General features: G+C 65.5%; 19 protein-coding genes. 7 read left to right on the forward strand and 12 right to left on the reverse strand.

The genetic code is table 11. The features are described 5' to 3' along the window. Nucleotides 1-14 precede the first annotated feature (14 nt). On the forward strand, nucleotides 15-1688 hold the full coding sequence (locus HY57_RS20335; RefSeq protein ID WP_050997936.1) for a FecR family protein: 1674 nt from the start codon (nucleotides 15-17) through the stop codon (nucleotides 1686-1688). A 28-nt stretch (nucleotides 1689-1716) separates the two neighbouring features. Then, on the forward strand, nucleotides 1717-2934 hold the full coding sequence (locus tag HY57_RS20340; protein WP_019465876.1) for a CHASE2 domain-containing protein: 1218 nt from the start codon (nucleotides 1717-1719) through the stop codon (nucleotides 2932-2934). 54 nt (nucleotides 2935-2988) lie between these two features. On the opposite strand, the gene HY57_RS20345 is transcribed toward HY57_RS20340, so the two are convergent. The 4 genes from HY57_RS20345 to HY57_RS20360 all read right to left on the reverse strand — a co-directional run bounded on the left by HY57_RS20345 (nucleotide 2989) and on the right by HY57_RS20360 (nucleotide 6366). Further along, the gene (locus HY57_RS20345; RefSeq protein ID WP_019465877.1) at nucleotides 2989-3570 is read right to left on the reverse strand and encodes an OmpA family protein; all 582 of its coding nucleotides are present in this window, start codon (nucleotides 3568-3570) and stop codon (nucleotides 2989-2991) included. Between the two features lie 251 nt (nucleotides 3571-3821). Then, on the reverse strand, nucleotides 3822-4070 hold the full coding sequence (locus tag HY57_RS20350; protein ID WP_038580159.1) for a hypothetical protein: 249 nt from the start codon (nucleotides 4068-4070) through the stop codon (nucleotides 3822-3824). Between the two features lie 92 nt (nucleotides 4071-4162). Then, complete coding sequence (locus HY57_RS20355; protein ID WP_019465879.1) at nucleotides 4163-5845, reverse strand: methyl-accepting chemotaxis protein; 1683 nt, start codon at nucleotides 5843-5845, stop codon at nucleotides 4163-4165. Between the two features lie 164 nt (nucleotides 5846-6009). Further along, nucleotides 6010-6366 carry a GFA family protein gene (locus HY57_RS20360; protein WP_019465880.1) on the reverse strand — a complete coding sequence of 119 codons (357 nt, stop codon included), beginning with the start codon at nucleotides 6364-6366 and terminating at the stop codon, nucleotides 6010-6012. A 180-nt stretch (nucleotides 6367-6546) separates the two neighbouring features. On the opposite strand from HY57_RS20360, the gene HY57_RS20365 reads away from it, so the two are divergent. Next, the gene (locus tag HY57_RS20365; RefSeq protein WP_019465881.1) at nucleotides 6547-7389 is read left to right on the forward strand and encodes an endonuclease/exonuclease/phosphatase family protein; all 843 of its coding nucleotides are present in this window, start codon (nucleotides 6547-6549) and stop codon (nucleotides 7387-7389) included. A gap of 130 nt (nucleotides 7390-7519) precedes the next feature. Here HY57_RS20365 and rsgA read toward each other — a convergent pair whose 3' ends face one another. The 3 genes from rsgA to HY57_RS20380 all read right to left on the reverse strand — a co-directional run bounded on the left by rsgA (nucleotide 7520) and on the right by HY57_RS20380 (nucleotide 9895). Next, nucleotides 7520-8578: a ribosome small subunit-dependent GTPase A gene (gene rsgA, locus HY57_RS20370; protein ID WP_019465882.1), complete on the reverse strand. Its 1059-nt coding sequence runs from the start codon at nucleotides 8576-8578 to the stop codon at nucleotides 7520-7522. A 355-nt stretch (nucleotides 8579-8933) separates the two neighbouring features. Continuing rightward, nucleotides 8934-9356, reverse strand: a complete 423-nt coding sequence (locus tag HY57_RS20375; protein WP_019465883.1) for a DUF3597 domain-containing protein — start codon at nucleotides 9354-9356, stop codon at nucleotides 8934-8936. Between the two features lie 101 nt (nucleotides 9357-9457). Further along, the gene (locus HY57_RS20380) at nucleotides 9458-9895 is read right to left on the reverse strand and encodes a helix-turn-helix domain-containing protein (RefSeq protein ID WP_019465884.1); all 438 of its coding nucleotides are present in this window, start codon (nucleotides 9893-9895) and stop codon (nucleotides 9458-9460) included. A 74-nt stretch (nucleotides 9896-9969) separates the two neighbouring features. Here HY57_RS20380 and HY57_RS20385 point away from each other — a divergent pair, with 74 nt between their 5' ends. Next, the gene (locus tag HY57_RS20385; RefSeq protein ID WP_026034032.1) at nucleotides 9970-10830 is read left to right on the forward strand and encodes a class I SAM-dependent methyltransferase; all 861 of its coding nucleotides are present in this window, start codon (nucleotides 9970-9972) and stop codon (nucleotides 10828-10830) included. Then, the gene (locus HY57_RS20390) at nucleotides 10827-11339 is read left to right on the forward strand and encodes a DUF2938 domain-containing protein (RefSeq protein WP_019465886.1); all 513 of its coding nucleotides are present in this window, start codon (nucleotides 10827-10829) and stop codon (nucleotides 11337-11339) included. Before HY57_RS20385 ends, HY57_RS20390 begins: the two co-directional genes overlap by 4 nt. An 8-nt stretch (nucleotides 11340-11347) precedes the next feature. On the opposite strand, the gene HY57_RS20395 is transcribed toward HY57_RS20390, so the two are convergent. The 3 genes from HY57_RS20395 to HY57_RS20405 form a co-directional block, all read right to left on the reverse strand. Next, on the reverse strand, nucleotides 11348-11701 hold the full coding sequence (locus HY57_RS20395) for a hypothetical protein (protein WP_200873892.1): 354 nt from the start codon (nucleotides 11699-11701) through the stop codon (nucleotides 11348-11350). A 156-nt stretch (nucleotides 11702-11857) separates the two neighbouring features. Beyond that, complete coding sequence (locus tag HY57_RS20400) at nucleotides 11858-12388, reverse strand: DUF6630 family protein (protein ID WP_019465888.1); 531 nt, start codon at nucleotides 12386-12388, stop codon at nucleotides 11858-11860. A gap of 185 nt (nucleotides 12389-12573) precedes the next feature. Next, nucleotides 12574-12993 (reverse strand): tautomerase family protein, encoded by a 420-nt coding sequence (locus HY57_RS20405; RefSeq protein WP_019465889.1) that lies wholly within the window; start codon nucleotides 12991-12993, stop codon nucleotides 12574-12576. 151 nt (nucleotides 12994-13144) lie between these two features. On the opposite strand from HY57_RS20405, the gene HY57_RS20410 reads away from it, so the two are divergent. Further along, nucleotides 13145-13723, forward strand: a complete 579-nt coding sequence (locus HY57_RS20410; RefSeq protein WP_019465890.1) for a TetR/AcrR family transcriptional regulator — start codon at nucleotides 13145-13147, stop codon at nucleotides 13721-13723. 35 nt (nucleotides 13724-13758) lie between these two features. Here the strand turns inward: HY57_RS20410 and HY57_RS20415 are convergent, their stop codons facing one another. Together HY57_RS20415 and HY57_RS20420 are read right to left on the reverse strand one after the other, a co-directional pair. Then, nucleotides 13759-14109 (reverse strand): hypothetical protein, encoded by a 351-nt coding sequence (locus tag HY57_RS20415; RefSeq protein ID WP_038580163.1) that lies wholly within the window; start codon nucleotides 14107-14109, stop codon nucleotides 13759-13761. Between the two features lies 1 nt (nucleotide 14110). Continuing rightward, entirely contained in the window at nucleotides 14111-15352 is a 1242-nt protein-coding gene (locus tag HY57_RS20420) for a molybdopterin-dependent oxidoreductase (protein ID WP_019465892.1), read from the reverse strand. 322 nt (nucleotides 15353-15674) lie between these two features. Here HY57_RS20420 and HY57_RS20425 point away from each other — a divergent pair, with 322 nt between their 5' ends. Then, the gene (locus HY57_RS20425) at nucleotides 15675-16223 is read left to right on the forward strand and encodes a cytochrome b (protein ID WP_019465893.1); all 549 of its coding nucleotides are present in this window, start codon (nucleotides 15675-15677) and stop codon (nucleotides 16221-16223) included. The last annotated feature ends 137 nt before the right edge of the window (nucleotides 16224-16360 follow it).

Genomic DNA, 16360 nt, shown 5'->3' on the forward strand with positions numbered 1-16360 from the left:
ACTATCGAGGCTTTATGTCACACCGGACCTTCGGGCCACGCCAGCCATGGCGCTGGCTATGCATCACCGTGCTGTTGGCTGTCACCGCTTACATTCCCCACGCGCTTGCCGCCCCCGCCGACTGGCATTACCGCGTACGCCCGGGCGACAACCTCTGGGATCTGGCCGCGCGCTACCTCAAACCGGATGTGTCCTGGCAAAAGCTGCAGGACTACAACCAGGTCGCCGACCCGCTGCACCTGCCGCCGGGTTCGACCATGCAGTTCCCGGTCGGCTGGCTGCGCCAGGGCCCTGCGCCGGCCACCGTGATCGCCGTGCTGGGCAACGCCACGGCACAGCCGACCGGCAACGCGCCGGCCATTCCCGTCACCACCGGCATGTCGGTGGGCTACGGCACCGAACTGGATACGGCGGCCGACACCAGCCTCACCCTCCAGCTCGCCGACGGTTCGCGCGTGCTGCTGCAGGCCAACAGCGCCCTGGTGCTGGATCGCCTGAGCGCCTACGGGCGCACCGGCATGGTCGACACCCGCATGCGCCTCAAGCGCGGACGCGTGAACAGCGATGTGACACCGCTCAGCGGCAGCGCGGCGCGCTTCACCGTATCCACGCCCAACACCATTTCCAGCGTGCGCGGCACGCACTTCCGCGTGGCCGCCGACGATAGCGACGGCAGCGCCCGCACCGAAGTGGTCGGCGGCCATGTCGACGTGGGCAACGACGCCCGCCACGTCATGGTGAACGGTGGCCGCGGCGTAGCCACCGCTGCCGGCGCCAAACCGGGCCAGCCCCAGGCGCTGCTGCCCGCGCCGTCCATCGACTGCCCGGCGCAGCCGCTCACCCAGTCGCCCGCGCAGATCCAGTGGAAACCGCTGGACCGCGCCGCGCACTACCGCGTGCAGGTTGCGCCCACCGATCGTTTCGAAGCCCTGGTGCTCGACACCGTGGTCGACGGCACGCAGGCCACCTTGCCAGCGCTGCCGGACGGCCCGCACGCCTTCCGCGTGCGCGGCATCGATGGCGAGCGCATGGAGGGCCTGGACACCACCTGCGCCTTCACCATCGCCGCGCATCCGCAGCCGCCGCTGATCATCGAGCCGCAGCCGAACGCCAAGGTGCGCGGCACGCGCCCCGAGTTCCGCTGGACCGAAAGCGTCGAGGCCGAAAGCTACGCCTGGCAGCTTTCGGGCAGTGCGGACTTCGGCCAACTGCTGGCCAGCAACGACAAGGTGCGTGGCAGCGACGTGCGCGCGCCGCAGGCTCTGCCGTATGGCCACTACGTCTGGCGCATCGCCAGCCGCGACAAGGACGGCAAACTCGGCCCCTACACCAGCGCCATGCCCTTCGACCTGGTACCCGAACCGCCCGCACCGGAGCCGGGCGCACCCCAGCACCAGCATGGCGATTTCGTGCTGAGCTGGCCGGAAGGCACGCCGGGGCAGCACTACCACGTCCAACTGGCACGCAAGGCCGACTTCTCCGACGTGGCCGTGGACGAGACGGTGGACAAGCCGGAGATCAGCCTGCGCAAGCTTGCCCACGGCAAGTGGTACGCCCGCGTGCAGACCATCGACACGGACGGCTACACCGGCCCCTGGGGCGCGGTGCAGCGCACGCGTGTACCCTGCTCGGCATGCCGCTGGCTCACCGCCGGTGGTGGGGTGGTGTTGCTGTACCTGATCCTCTGACGCGTCCCTCGCGGAGGTCCTGGCGCCTGTGATCATCGCGTTGCCCCTACTCAAACGCGCCCTCGCCTGGGTGGTGGGCTTCGCGGCGGCCGTGCTGCTGCTTGCCAGCGGCGTCATGCAGCCGCTGGACAATGCGTTCTACGACATGCACATGCGCCACTGGTCGTATTCCACCAGCGACCAGGTGGTGATCATCGCCATCGATCCGCAAAGCCTTGCCAGCATCGGCAACTGGCCGTGGCCGCGCTCCGTGCATGCGGAGCTCGTGCGGCGGCTCACCGAAGCAGGCGTGCGCGGTATCGGCATGGACGTGACCATGGCAGAAGCGGACGTGGGCCATCCCGACAACGACCGCGTCTACGCCGAGGCCATCCACGACAACGGCCACGTGGTGATGCCGGTATTCGCGGAGGCCGCCGAACTCGGCGGCGTGCTGGAAGAAGTGCTGCCCACGCCGGCGATTGCACGCAGCGCGGCCGCCCTGGGCCATGTCGATGCATCCAAGGATCCCGATGGCATCACGCGTGGCGTCTACCTGAAGGCGGGGCTCGGGCAGCCGCAATGGCCGGCCCTCGCGCTCGCCCTCTACGACATGGGCACGCCGTCGCCGCTGCACCCGTTGCCTGGCCTTCGCCAGCCCGAAGGCACGGCGAGGTCGCCCTATGAGTGGATTCGCGACGACTACGTGCTGATCCGTTTCGCCAACGCCGCGGGCGCATTCAACCAGGTGTCCTACGTCGACGTGCTGCGCGGACGCGTGCCCGGCGCCCTGCTCAAGGGGCGCTGGGTATTGATCGGCGCCACCGCGGCAGGGCTGGGCGACCAGTTGGCGACCGCCGCGTCCGGCGCCAACAGTCCCATGCCGGGCGTGGAATATCAGGCCAACATCCTGGAATCGCTGCACGGCGGGCGCCTGATCACTCCGTTGAATTTGCCCGCGCAGTTGTTGTTCGGCTCGCTCCTGCTCGCGCTGCCGCTAGCGGTTTACGGCCTGCCCGGCCTGCGCCGCACGCGCATGCTGGCTTTGCTGACGCTGCTGTCGATTCCGCTGGTGAGCCTGTTGCTGCTGCGCGCCGGCAACCTGTGGTGGCCACCGGCGGGGTGGATGGCGATCATCGCCGCCGGCCTGATGCTGCATGCCGCCCTACGCCGGCTGGAGCGTCGGCGCGAACGCAGGCTCGCGCCCGTGCCGGACGCTGCCTGGTGGCCATCGTTGGCATCAACCCGGCAAGGTGACGCGTCATGACGAAGAAGGCCGCCCTGGGGCGGCCTTCTTCATTCAAGGGGCCTGCGATGTCGCTCAGGAACTGCCCGCGAAATCGGTCACCAACGATACGCGGCGATTGGGCATGCCCTGGTCGCCCGTCGCGCCCTTCACCACCTGGCGGTTCTTCACCTTGCCATAGCCCACAGCCCTCACCTGGTCGGCGTTGAGGCCGCCGTTCTGCACGAGGTAATCGCGCACGGCCTGCGCCCGCTTCAGCGCCAGGCGCTGGTTGTAGGCGGCCGAGCCGGAGGGATCGGCGAAGCCTTCGGCAGTGACCACCGCCGCGGCATGGTGGTCGCGCATCACCTTGGCGAAATCGTCCAGGCGTTGTTTGTCCTCGTCGCGCAACGTGGTCTGGTTGGTATCGAAATGCGCAATGGTGTCTACGTTGATGCGGCCCTGCATGGCCGTGATCTGCGTGTCGTACTGCGCGAACTTCTGGTGCATCTCCTGCGTGATCGCATCGATCTCTTGCTGCTGCTTCTGATCGTTGCTGCGCAGCTCCGCGATGGCGGCATCGAAATCGCTCTTCTTGACGTAGCCGGTGCAGCCGCAAAGCGCGACCACGAACAATCCGACCACGCCGCGACCGATGCGAGAGCTGGTACTTGCCATGGGGTTTCTCCTCTCGTTAGCGGTGCGCAAGCGCGGGCTGCCGCAGGCGGCAAGCGCTTTCGCAGAGGGAGTATGCATCGCAGGCGCCGGCACGACGCCAATACGTTCAAGCCACCATTTGGACGTCCAATCGCAGGACGCAGGCGCACAAACCCTGCAGCACCATCGTGACTGGCCGCAGAATTTGAACCATGCGCCCAAAAGCCAAAACACCGCATGAACATGGAGTAGCCGGGATGGAGTGGCGCAACTCAGGCACGCCCAACCACCTTGCGGAAGCGGCGCTCCTGCACCAGCCACATGCCGACCCCGTAGCCCGCGCCAGCAAGCAACCACCAAAGGACGACCGACTCCATGGTCGTGAGACGCGGATGCGGGATCACATAGGTCATCAGCAGAAACATGGGCAGGCCGTAGCACAGCAATCCACGAAACAGCACATACCTGAGCATGCCCTGCCCGCGAACCCTGGCCCAGCGATCAAATTCCCGATTTTTCATGCGTCCCTCCGCGACTTCTTCCTGACATGGAACACGCATGAAACGCGCGAGCGCCCCATGCGTTGAATCCCGGTGTGCCGGATCGACGGAATCTAGAACTCAGTCCACATGTCATCGGCCGTAGCCAGCGCCGGGGCTGGTGCCGCGCGATGACGCACCGCGGGCCGCGGCGTCGCCATCGCCGGCGGCCTGGCGCTTGCGCTGGCCGGGGCCGCCTGGACCACGGCCACATCGTGGGCGGCCTGGCCCTGCAGGGTGAAGTAGGCCACCTGGTTCATCAGAACCTGCGACAGGTCCAGCGTATTGCGGCTGGCAGCACTGGCCTCTTCCACCAGCGCGGCGTTCTGCTGCGTCACCTCGTCGAGCGTGGTCACGGCGTTGTTGACCTGTCCGATGCCCGCGGACTGCTCCTCGGACGCCGCCGCGATCACCTCGATGATGGTGCTCACCTCGCGCACGTCACCGGCGATGTCGTTGAGCACGGTGCCGGTGCGCTGGACCAGCGCCGCGCCCTCGCTCACCTTGTCGGTGGTGTCCAGGATCAGCGTCTTGATGTTCTTCGCTGCCGCACCGCTGCGCTGGGCAAGGTTGCGCACTTCGGTGGCCACCACCGCGAAACCGCGCCCCTGTTCGCCGGCACGCGCCGCTTCCACGGCCGCATTGAGCGCGAGCAGGTTGGTCTGGAAGGCGATCTCGTCGATCAACACCACGATCTCGCCCACTTCCTTGCTCGCCTGCGTGATCGCCTCCATCGCGCCCACCGCCGACCCGGCGATGTCGCGGCCTTCCTCGGCACGTTTGCGCATGCGCAACGCCATTTCGCGCGCCTGGTCCGCGCCTTCCGCGTTCTGCCTCACCGTGCTCGACAGTTCTTCCATCGACGCGGCGGTTTCCTCCAGCGAACTGGCCTGCTCCTGCGTGCGTTGCGAGAGATCGTCATTGCCCTGCGACAGGTCGCGCGCGGCGGACGTCACCTGCTCGGCCACGTCGCGCACCTGCGTCACGATGCCGGCGAGCTGGCGGTCCATGTCATCGAGCGAGCGCAGCGTGTCGCTGAATTCGTCGTTGCCGGTGACGACGGTGGCGTTGTTGAGCTTGCCCTGCTGGATCGCGCTGGCCAGCGCTCGCGCCTGGTCGAGCGGACGCGTCACCGCGCGGATCAGCGCCACGGCCACGCCGATGAGCACCATGATGGCGATCACCAGTACGCCAAGCGCCAGCTGCCAGGTGCGTTGGAAGCTCGCCGCCGCATCCTGCGCAGATTGTGCCGCCTGCTTTTCGTTGATCACCATCAACTGGTCGATCGCTGCCGTGGCCTTGCCCATTTCATCGGCGGCCTTGTTGATGTGGAACTGGCGCGCTTCCTCGCCCCTGCCCGCATCCAGCAGCTCGGCTTCGTGGCTGATGTCGGGACCGGCGGTCTTCATGAGTTCGTCGAAGGCCGTCGCGACCGTGCGCTCGTCGGCAGCGGAAATCATGCCCGGGTAGTAGCGCTTCCATGCGGTGATCAGCCGTTCGTGGCCTGCATTGATCCGCTTCACCGCATCGCGCCGCGTGGGATCGATGATGGAGCGGTTGAGTGCGAGGCGATCCTCGATGATGGCGCCGCGAGCTTCGCTGATGGCGGCCATCGCCTGCACGTTATTGCGGTACATGTCGTCGACCAGCGTATACGTGCTGCGCACGCCATACAGGCCGACAAGACCGATGAGCACGGCGACCGACAGGGCCAGGCCCATGCTCGCGATGATCTTCAAACGAATGGTGAAACGCATGGTGCCCACTTCCCGACAGAACTCCCCGTGTGGGAGGTATCGGCGCTGGACAGGCTTCCTTGACAGGTAATTTCTTGCGTCCCGCGTGACGCAGTCAGCGGTTTTTCAGGGAAAAAGGCCTACCGGGTGACGACGTCAGCGTCACGACAAGTTGTACGGCGCTGTCATTCCATGTGCTCGACATCGTCCGGCAATCTCACCCACGGGTGCATGCACTCCTCGAACACCGAGATGGTGGGTGCAGGGAACGCCGGCTGGGAGAACGCCCCCACCGGCACGCCGATCAGGCCTTCCATCGAATCGAGCTCGTAGTACACGGTGGCCCCGCACACCGGGCAGAAATGGAATGTCCCGGAGCCACCCGTATCGCCCTTGCGCACATAGGCGGTAGAGCGCCCCCGAATCACCACCGCCTCGGCGCGGAATCGCGCCTGCACGCCGAACACGCTGCCGGTGCGGCGCTGGCAGGCATGGCAATGGCAGATGGACACGCGCAACGGTTCCTCCGTGGTACGGAGCATGAGCTGGCGGCAACTGCAGGTGGCAACGCGTTGGGGCATCGGGTGCGGTCTTCGGCGAAGTAAATGGTGGTACGGGTGCCCCGTGCACTATACGCGTTCAGCACCACGCCACGCCGGTAGCTCCGCGATCACGCAGCCGCGTGGTACGGTCTTTCCGCCACCTCTTCCGGAGCCCGACCCGTGTCCAACTTCCGTCATTGGCTCACTGCCCTGCTCTCCGTTGCACTCACCATCGCCAGCCTGCCGGTCGCGGCAGAACAGCTGCGCGTGATGAGCTTCAATGTCCGCGTACCGGTCGCCGCGGATGGCCCCAACCGCTGGGAAGCCCGGCGTGACCTGATGGTGCGCACCATCCGCGAACAACACCCCGACGTGATGGGAACGCAGGAGCTGCACCAGGAACAAGGCGACTACATCGTGGCCAAACTGCCGCAGTACACCTGGTTCGGCATTGACCGTCGCGGCGGTCACGGTGACGAACACATGGGCGTGTTCTATCGCAAGGACAAACTGGTGCTGAAGGATTCGGGCAATTTCTGGCTGTCCGACACGCCCGACCAGCCGGGCAGCATCACGTGGGGCCATCCGTATCCGCGCATGGTCACCTGGGCGCTGTTCGAAGACAAAGCCAACGGCCGAACGTTCTACTACTACAACACCCACCTGCCCTACCGGGAAGAAGACGAGCCCGCGCGCGTCAAGGGCGCGAAGGAAATCCTCGGCCGGTTCGCGAAGCTGCCCACCAACGCGCCTTTCATCCTCACCGGTGACCTGAACGCCGACGCGAGCAGCCCGACGTATGCGCTGTTCGCCAAGGCCCTGACCGATACCCGCGCGGTGGCGCCGAAGGTGGAAGGCCCCGAAAAAACCTTCCACGACTTCACCGGCATCCCCACGCAGCGCATCGATTTCATCTTCGAGCGTGGCTTTGTGCCGACGCGTTTCGCCACGGTGACGACGCAGCAGGATGGACGCTACCCGTCCGATCACTTTCCGGTAGTGACGGATCTCGACTGGAAGTAAGGGCCTGTCGCAGCCCTGTGGGAGCGCACCCTGTGCGCGACGGGCATTCCAACTGCACCGCTCCGATCCCGGTCGCGCACAGGGTGCACTCCCACAAGAGCCTTTGCGGCGCTGATCGCAGGGCGGCACCTCACCGCCCCAACCTTTCCCGCTTTGCACGCATCGCCTGCTTCGCCATCGCGTTGAACTGACGACTGTGCTCACGCTGCTCATGTCGCGCCTGCTGCACACGTAGCGCCTCACGCCGCAGCTTGTGATAGTTCGCAAGGCGCCGCGTGTCCAGCACGCCAGCCAGCAAGGCTGCCTCCACTGCGCAGCCCACGTCGCCATCATGCTGGCAGTCACGAAAGCGGCACGCCGCTGCGAGCGCTTCGATGTCGCCGAACACCGCGCCCAACTCCGGCTTAGCGGCTGCCAGTCGCAACTCGCGCATGCCGGGCGTATCGATAACCCAGGCGCCGGACGGTGTCGGGAACATTTCGCGCGCGGTGGTCGTGTGACGCCCGCGCGCGTCGGCCTCGCGGATGCCTGAGGTGCGCTGCGTTGCCTCGCCGGTGATGCGATTGGCGAGCGTGGACTTGCCCACGCCAGACGAGCCGACGAACGCCACGGTCCGACCGGATGCCAGCCACGGTTCCAGTTGCGACACCGATGCACCATCCAGCGCATTCACCGCAACCACCGGCACGCCCGGCATCAGTTGTTCCGCGCTGGCGACATAGGCCGCCACGTCATGACCGCTGTCGGCCTTGGTCAGCACGATCACCGGCGTCACGCCCGCGTCGAGCGCAAGCGCGAGGTATCGCTCCAGGCGCGAGGCGTTGAAATCGTCATTGCACGACGACACCACGAACAACACGTCGAGATTGGCCGCGATGGACTGGCGTTGATGGTCACCGCCAGCGGCGATGCGGACCAGCACCGATTGCCGATCCAGCAGGCGCAGCACGCGATCGGCTTCGTGCTCGACCAACACCCAGTCGCCGACAGCGATACCTTCGTCGGTATCGATCAGCTGGTGCGGCAACACCACCGAAACCACGCCGCGCGAGCACATCACCAGCAGCGCATGGCGATGCAACGCCATGACACGCGCGGGGTACCCGGCTTCGAAATCGGCCAGCGTCAAATGTTGTGCGTACTCAGGCTGCCAGCCGAGCTGGTGCAGCGAAAACGTCTCAGAAGACATGGAAACACCCAGGTAACGAGGAAAACGACGGCCACGCGAATGGGGGCCGAACGAGTTGCCGGGGTGCGAAGCGAGGGAGTGGAAGCGCGCCAGCGGAAGGCTGGCAGGACGATCAGAAGCGCGACGACCCGGCAGAGGCTGCTGCAACAATCATTGTTCTTTTCCTCCTTTAGGCTGGGTTGACGGGAGGCGCAGAGTAGCCACGCGTGACGCGGCTTGCAAGTGCTGGTTTTCGTCAGTCATGACGCAACCTTGCCCGCGCGCTGAGCGTGGCGCACCATTGCACACGCTGGATGGAGCAGCGCACGAAGGCTGGCGACACCTGGCCAACCTTCGTTAACGCCGCGCCTGTCGATCAGGCCGCAAGATTGGCCGGCAGGGTGCCACCATTGGCCGCAAGCGCCTTCATCACTTCCTTGTGCAGCCAGATGTTCATGCTCGCGGAATCGTTCGTGTCGCCGGTATAGCCGAGCTCACCGGCCAGCTGCTTGCGATGATCCAGGCTGCTGTCCATGCCCAGTGCCTTCATCATGTCGACGATGGATACGCGCCAGTCGAGCGTTTGACCGCTTTCGCTGACGAAACGATCCATCACCACGGCTACGTCGACGCCCGACAGCGGAGCAACGGTCGGCGGTGCGGCCGGCGCCGCATCATTGGTGGCATCTGACGGTGCGACAACCGTCGGTGTAGCGCTGCCGGCGGTCGCTGTATCTGCCGTTGCCGTGGCGTTTGCCTTGCCGAAAAGCTTGTTGATGATGGTCCCGAAGATACTCATGGTCCTCGCCTTCTCTGAATGATGGTGCGTGCGACGTGCTCATCAATCTGCGCCGTCTCCGTGACGCTGGGATGACCACTTGGCGTAGGGGTATCGTGGGTTCAACGCGTCTTCAGCCGCGACGGCTTCTTCACCTGGGTCTGCGCGCTTTTCGCCGCCGCGGCGCGCAGAAGGCGACGGAACTTGGGGCATTCCATGTGGCTGGGGGCAGGACAGGCTGCCGCATGACGCAAGCCATCACGCAGCGACGACAGCTGCCTGATGGTCCTGTCCAGTTCGTCCGCCTTGGCGGCGAGCAGCCGGCGGTCGATCCGTGGTCTGCCGTCGCCGGCAAAGGTGCGACCTATCTCGTCGAGGGAGAAGCCCGCTGCGCGACCGAGCGCGATCAACGCCAGGCGTTCCAGCACGGCGGCATCGAACAGGCGCCGCAAGCCATGCCGGCCGCAGGAGGTGATAAGCCCCTTCTCTTCGTAGTAACGCAGGGTCGACGCGGGTACGCCGGATTGTTGCACCACCTGCCCGATATCCAGCAGCTTCATGCGCTTGACCTCAAGCTGACTTGAAGTGGCAGAGTTTAGCCCCTGCCCTCTACACGCTGGCAAGCGAGGTAGTCATGTCTTTTCCATCTCCCGCGATACCGACACAGTCGACGCTCTGGAACGGCCACGCCGGCAACGCCTGGGTCGACCTGCAACCGATCCTGGACGGGATGTTCCTGCCCTTGCAGCAACGACTGCTGGATGCCGTGCGCCATGAATCGCCACGCCGCGTGCTCGACGTAGGTTGTGGCACGGGCAGCACCACGCTCGCCATAGCCCGTCTGGTCGGCTCCGAAGGCCAATGCACCGGCATCGACATCGCTCAACCCATGGTCACAGCGGCACGTGCGCGCGCCGAGCGCGAAAGCGTGGCCGCGACATTTATCCAGGCCGATGCGCAGACTTGTGCGTTCGAGCCGCACGGCGTCGACATGATCGTGTCTCGCTTTGGTGTGATGTTCTTTGAGCGCCCCATCGACGCCTTCGCCAACTTGCGGCGTGCTTCGCGCCCAAGCGGTCTGCTCAACGTCATCGCTTGGCGAGGCGCGGCGGAGAACCCATTCATGACGACCGCCGAGCGCGCAGTCGCGCCGATGCTCGATTTGCCGCCACGCCAGCCTGGCGCGCCGGGCCAGTTCGCCTTTGCGAACAAGGACCAGGTCGGCCTGATCCTTCGGGACAGTGGCTGGCACGATATCGACATTCAGCCCGTCGACGTCGAGTGCACGCTTCCCGCGCGGGACCTGGCCGACGTCTTCTGCCGCCTCGGCCCCGTGGGTCTGGCGTTGCAACAGGCAGACGAAGCCACGCGTGCGAAGGTCATCGACGCGGTGCGCCCCGCATTCGATTCTTACGTGCAGGGCGATGAGGTTCGCTACACGGCGGCATGCTGGGTGATCCGCGCACGGCCCCTCCCTAAGGGGGAGCGCGCGTGACTGACATCCTGCCCGCGCTATGGCCCACCGTGCTCACCGGCATCGGCGCCACCGTCGTGGTGGACCTTTGGTCGATACTTCGCGAGCGGTGGCTGGGCGTCCCCGCGCTCGACTTTGCGATGGTCGGCCGCTGGGTCGGCCACCTCTTCCGCGGCCGGTTTTTCCATCGGCCCATCGCCGCGACACCGCCTGTCGCGGGCGAACGAACGCTCGGCTGGATGACCCACTACCTGATCGGCATCACCTTCGCCGCCCTGCTGCCAGCCATGTTTGGCAGCCACTGGTTCTGCGAACCCACGATCGGTCCGGCAGAGCTGGTGGGCATCGGTAGCGTGGTGGCGCCATTTTTCATCATGCAACCGGCGCTCGGGGCCGGGATCGCGGCCAGCCGCACGCCGCGCCCGGCCATGGTGCGCATGCACAGCCTGGTGACTCACGCGATATTCGGACTGGGCCTGTATGCCACAGGGAACGTGCTGCGCATGTTGCCTGTGGCGTCGTTCTGCTGAGTGCCGCGTTATTGCGGTATCGCCAGGCATTCCATGACTTCGACCGAATCCCCCGGGAAGATCGTGAAGTGCGGGTGGCCTTCGAACAACTTCGCTGCGGCCTCGTGCGATTCGGCCCGCACAATGGTGTAGGCAGTGAGCTGATTCTTGATCTTCTCGACGCCGTCCCTGGACACGCGCAAGGTCTTTCCCAACGGCGTGCCGGTATCGACGATGACGTCCTGGTGGCTCATCACCCAACGGCCCCAGGCCTCGATGCCCGCACGCTCGCGTTCCTTGCTCTGCGCTTCGCTCAGGTCCGCCCAGCCGGACGCCTTGATCGCCGCCTCGGTACCGATGAACACCGCCAGGAAGTTCTTCATGATTCGCTCCGACATGCGCTTGTTGGGGAAGCCATGGTGGCGCGGATCGCCGGATCCGTGCACTGGCTCAGGCCAAGGATAGGCATCGGCAAATTATGTTAAAGAACATATTCAGCGCCGTTGCAGCGGAGCGCGCTGCAACCGCCTGGCATCCCCTCAGCCCATCTCGTTCCCGCGATGCAGGTGGATACCCAGCTCCGTCGCCAGTTCACGCATCGGTTCGACATTCCGCGAAAGCGTCATCCAGCCGGCGACACTGTCATCGTCCGTGTCGAGCAGCCACAAGGTGTACCCATGCGGCGCCAGGTTGTCATAGGCCGTGGTGAGCAGGTCGGCGGTATCGATATCGGCGTGGAACTCATCCTCATCCGTATCGCCGTCCCAATCGATCGCCAGATTCCAGCGCGCCGACAGTTCGTCGATGGCCTGCACCAACGTCCGCGTATCGCCGGCCTCCACATGGAATGCCGAACGCCAGTCAGCCACCTGGCCCACCACCTCTGCCACGTCGACCTCGTCGTCGGGCGTACCACCCACCGCCTCGCGATAAGCGGCGAACTGCTGGAAGGCCGCATCGTCGTCGCCAGGGTTGATGAGCAGGAAGAGCTGCCAGACGTAGGCATCCAACGAGTCGTCGTCATCATCGAAGCCATGGTCGGCGTCGTGGTCGTAATCGGAAGGCGCCATGCGTGCATCACCGGAAGAAGAAGCGCCACGGACGTGGCCGTCGCATTGTCGGACGTGTCACGCGGGAGCGAAAGGGTTTGCCTTGCGCCCCAGTTCCACGCCCTGCCCGCGCGCCGGGCGTTTCCCGCGTGGCGCAGACCGGCGACGCAGGGGCGGGCCGTCGACTCGCCCGCCCCGCATCACGCTCAGGCCGCCGCCTGGATGGCCGCGCCGAGTTCTTCGTTCGTATACGCCTTGCCGCCGATGCCCCAGGCACCGTCCACCGCATAGGTGACGTTGACGAAGGTCCGCTCGCGCGGATGCGCGCCGGCCTTGAGCGTATCGATGATGTCGGTGACCTCGCCAATGAAGGCCTGTTTGACCTCGGCCGTGGGGAAGGTCACGGTGGGCACCTTCACCTCGATCACGGCCAGCGAGTGGAACCCGCCGCCGACGTAGCTTTCCGATTCAGGGCTCACCAGCAGGTGGCCGATCACATTGGGCGCCATGAAGGCATTGTCGGCGAGGCCGTGGACGCGCAGCAGCGCCTCGGCGACGCGTGGCAACACATCGCGCTCACCCTTGGCGGTGAGCAGGCCCTTGGTTACCTGGACTGAGATAGGCATAGCAACAACTCCTTGGATTCACGAGGGGATCGAATCAGAGCTCTTGTTCATGCGTCACGGCCGCCATATAACGGTCGTGATGCCACGATCGTTTCATAACGATCGTTATGCCGTCAAGCACCAAATAGTGATCGTTATGTGGAGGTGTCATATGGCCCACCGGCCCGGTCAGAAGGAAGAGAGCAAGGCAAAAATCCTGCGGAGCGCCAGCCGCGGCTTCCGCAGCCGGGGCTTTGGGGCCTCCGGCGTGGACGGCCTGGCGAAAGATGCCGCTGTCACTTCCGGCGCGTTCTACGCCCACTTCAAATCCAAGGCGGATGCCTTCCGCGAAGCCGTGGTCGAAGGCCTGGCGGAACTGAAGGACGCTGTGGAAACCATGCGCGCCCAGCGCGGCGCGCGCTGGCACAAGGAGTTCATCGACTTCTATCTCGGCGACCGCCGCACCTGCGAGCTGGCCGACAGCTGCACCCTGCAAAGCCTCTCCGGCGAGGTGGCACGCGCCGATGACGACACCCGTGCAGCCTTCGAAACCGAACTGCGCGGCATCATCGACGCGGTGGCCGGCGGCCTGGAGGGCACGCCCAAGGCGAAGCGCGAGGAAGCCATCAGCCTGCTCGCGCTACTGGTGGGTAGCGTCACACTGGCACGCGCGGTGAAAGACCCTGCCATGAGCACCGACATTGCGACGGCCGTGCGCAAGGCCGCGCTTGGACTGCATGCGCGCACCTGATCCGCCGCCCGGATACCGCTGCATCCGGGCCACGATCACTTGCCCTGCTGATCCGCGCTCACCTTGGTGAAGTAAGCGCTGAGAGGCGCTACATCGCTGTCATCGATAGGCGCGCCATAGACCTTGCGCATCTTGGTGATCTCGGCCGTCCACTCCTCCTGCGTCAGCGCGGGCTGCTTCAGCACCATGCCGGCGGAATGGCAGATAAGGCATTTGCCGGTGAGTTCCGAACCGGGCCCTGGCGGAAACGAGGTGTGGCTGACCGGAAGATCCACCGACACCGAGTGGATGGCGATGGGAGCGGGACGAACCGTCTGGGCGCCTGCCGGGTGCAACGCACCCACGCCTACGGCCATCGACAAAGCGATTGCATGCCTGATGTTCATGTCAGCCGACCTGCACCTTGACCGATTCGATGACGTTGCGCATGAAGCCGCTGGGATTCCAGTTAGCTTCTGCGGGCTGTTCGACGCCGTTGGTGTTGATCGCCTTGACCATCAGCGTGTTCTCGCCTTTGGCCTTGGGCGTGTACTGGGCATGCCAGCGGCGGAAGGCGTATTTGCCGTGGTCTTGTTCCAGCGTCGCCCCTTCCCAGCGCGCTCCACCATCGCTGGACCACATCACCTTCGCGATGCCCGCATCACCACCGAAGGCGATGCCGCGCACTGGCGTGGCGTGGCCGGCAAGCACCTTGTCGCCTTCGCGCAGGTTGGTGATGAACGAACGCGGCACCATGCGGTTGATCGGCACACTCTTGAAACCTTTCTGGCCCGGCATGACGGACGCATGCGGCGTATCGGGAATCAGGTAGGCCTTGGCCATCCAGAAATTGGTGTCTGCCGCATCCAGTACCTCGATGTCGTCGAGCATCTTCACCCAGTAGGTGGAGTACCAGCCGGGCACGACCAGGCGCAGCGGAAAACCATTGAGCAGTGGCAACTGCTCGCCGTTCATGCCCCAGGCCACCATCACCTCGCCATCTCGCGCGTGGTCCACGTCCAGTGACTTGAGAAAATCCGGCGTGGCCGGCAGCGTGCCGCGATCCAGCCCCTTGAAACGCACCTGCGCCGCACCGGAACGAACGCCGGCCTTGTCCAGAATGTCCTTCAGCCGCACGCCGGTCCATTTCGCGCAGCCCATCGCGCCATTGGCCCACTGGCCACCGGCGACGCGCGGGTTGAACAGCCCGCGCGAATTGCCCGAGCACTGGTTCACCGCGGCGATCTCCACCGTTTCGAACTCGCTCATCAACTGCTTCAGGCTGAGCGTGAGCGGCTTCTCCACCTGCCCATGCACGTTCAAGCGGAAGGCTTCCGCATCGATGTTCGTGGGGATCTCGGCGAGATGCCAGCGCACGAAGAAGCGGTTGTTCGGCGTGAACACGCCCTGGTCGAACACGTCGAACGGCGTTTCCAGCATGGGCGGACGAGTGCGCAACAGCAGCATCTCGCCCTTCTGGGGAAAAGCGCGGGTCAGTTCGCGCTCACCGTTGGCGAACGGCAGCCGCGTCGTCGCCGGCTCCGCGGCGAACGCGCTCGCGCCACCCAGCGCCCCTATCGAACCCAGCCACCCTGCCGTCTGCAGGAAGCGGCGCCGGGAACGATCGTTGACGTCCCACTTCTGGCTCATCGCGATGACCTCTTGGCGTGGATCGGGCCGGGCACGGCCGGCGCGAAAGACAACAGGCCGCATAGTGCACGAAAACGTGACGCCAGATATCCGCCCGCGCCCGTTCATGGCGCGTGAAGCAGCACCCGCGCATGGCAGCCATCCGGAGCGCGATGCGTCAAGGGCAACTGACGCGCTGCCCCGCCTGTGAATACGCAAGCGTATGCGTCGCCGTGCCGCTTGCCCATTCCCCCTGAAAAGGCATGGTGGGGTTGTTGCATCCGCCTCGGCCGGGGTGATGCGACACCCCATGGGACGTCTCCACCCTCACAGCGGCATCGCCATGATCACGTCACGTTACGCACCGTCACTACGCTTCCTGCACTGGGTGATTGCCGCCCTGGTGGCACTGGCCCTGATCTCCATCGAGATCAAGGGCTGGCTGCCCAAGGGCTCGTCGGAACGCGCACTGGTGAAATGGGCTCACACCCAGTTTGGCCTCAGCGTGCTGCTGATGATGCTGGTGCGCCTGGCCGTGCGTGTGCGGCATGCGGTGCCTTCCATTACGCCACCGCCGCCGCGCTGGCAGATGCACGCGGCCCATCTGATGCATCTGGCGCTTTACGTGCTTACCCTGGCGGTGCCCTTGCTGGGGGTGACCATGATGTTCTGCGCAGGCAAGCCGTGGAGCTTCGCCGGCCTGTCGCTGCCGGTCACCATCGCGCCGGATGCGGCGCTGGCCCATCGCATCGAAGACATGCACGAGACGGCGGGCAATGGGTTGCTCTGGCTCGCCATCGCACATGCGGTCGCGGCGATTTACCACCATGTGGTGCAGCGGGATGACACGCTGTTGCGCATGACCGGAATAGGCCGCAGGAAGGGGGCATGAGCATGTGCGCGCAGACTCGGCCATGACTTACCCCGGGGGCATGGGGACGACCCGCCACACGGTGGGAGCGCACCCTGTACGCGGCAGGGCCTATCGGCACAGAGGGTGCTCGGACGCCGCGGTCGCGCACAGGGTGC

The sequence above is a fragment of the Dyella japonica A8 genome (genome assembly GCF_000725385.1).
Taxonomy (GTDB): domain Bacteria; phylum Pseudomonadota; class Gammaproteobacteria; order Xanthomonadales; family Rhodanobacteraceae; genus Dyella; species Dyella japonica_C.

Bases quoted from the DNA above. Each gene is read 5' to 3' on its own strand.
- HY57_RS20420 (WP_019465892.1), bottom strand. From the start codon at position 15,352: ATGAGCCAGAAGTGGGACGTCAACGATCGTTCCCGGCGCCGCTTCCTG.
- HY57_RS20355 (WP_019465879.1), bottom strand. From the start codon at position 5,845: ATGCGTTTCACCATTCGTTTGAAGATCATCGCGAGCATGGGCCTGGCC.
- HY57_RS20360 (WP_019465880.1), bottom strand. From the start codon at position 6,366: ATGCTCCGTACCACGGAGGAACCGTTGCGCGTGTCCATCTGCCATTGC.
- HY57_RS20385 (WP_026034032.1), top strand. From the start codon at position 9,970: ATGTCTTTTCCATCTCCCGCGATACCGACACAGTCGACGCTCTGGAAC.
- HY57_RS20375 (WP_019465883.1), bottom strand. From the start codon at position 9,356: ATGAGTATCTTCGGGACCATCATCAACAAGCTTTTCGGCAAGGCAAAC.
- HY57_RS20395 (WP_200873892.1), bottom strand. From the start codon at position 11,701: ATGAAGAACTTCCTGGCGGTGTTCATCGGTACCGAGGCGGCGATCAAG.
- HY57_RS20410 (WP_019465890.1), top strand. From the start codon at position 13,145: ATGGCCCACCGGCCCGGTCAGAAGGAAGAGAGCAAGGCAAAAATCCTG.
- HY57_RS20380 (WP_019465884.1), bottom strand. From the start codon at position 9,895: ATGAAGCTGCTGGATATCGGGCAGGTGGTGCAACAATCCGGCGTACCC.
- HY57_RS20350 (WP_038580159.1), bottom strand. From the start codon at position 4,070: ATGAAAAATCGGGAATTTGATCGCTGGGCCAGGGTTCGCGGGCAGGGC.
- HY57_RS20405 (WP_019465889.1), bottom strand. From the start codon at position 12,993: ATGCCTATCTCAGTCCAGGTAACCAAGGGCCTGCTCACCGCCAAGGGT.
- HY57_RS20335 (WP_050997936.1), top strand. From the start codon at position 15: ATGTCACACCGGACCTTCGGGCCACGCCAGCCATGGCGCTGGCTATGC.
- rsgA (WP_019465882.1), bottom strand. From the start codon at position 8,578: ATGTCTTCTGAGACGTTTTCGCTGCACCAGCTCGGCTGGCAGCCTGAG.
- HY57_RS20400 (WP_019465888.1), bottom strand. From the start codon at position 12,388: ATGGCGCCTTCCGATTACGACCACGACGCCGACCATGGCTTCGATGAT.
- HY57_RS20415 (WP_038580163.1), bottom strand. From the start codon at position 14,109: ATGAACATCAGGCATGCAATCGCTTTGTCGATGGCCGTAGGCGTGGGT.
- HY57_RS20345 (WP_019465877.1), bottom strand. From the start codon at position 3,570: ATGGCAAGTACCAGCTCTCGCATCGGTCGCGGCGTGGTCGGATTGTTC.
- HY57_RS20425 (WP_019465893.1), top strand. From the start codon at position 15,675: ATGATCACGTCACGTTACGCACCGTCACTACGCTTCCTGCACTGGGTG.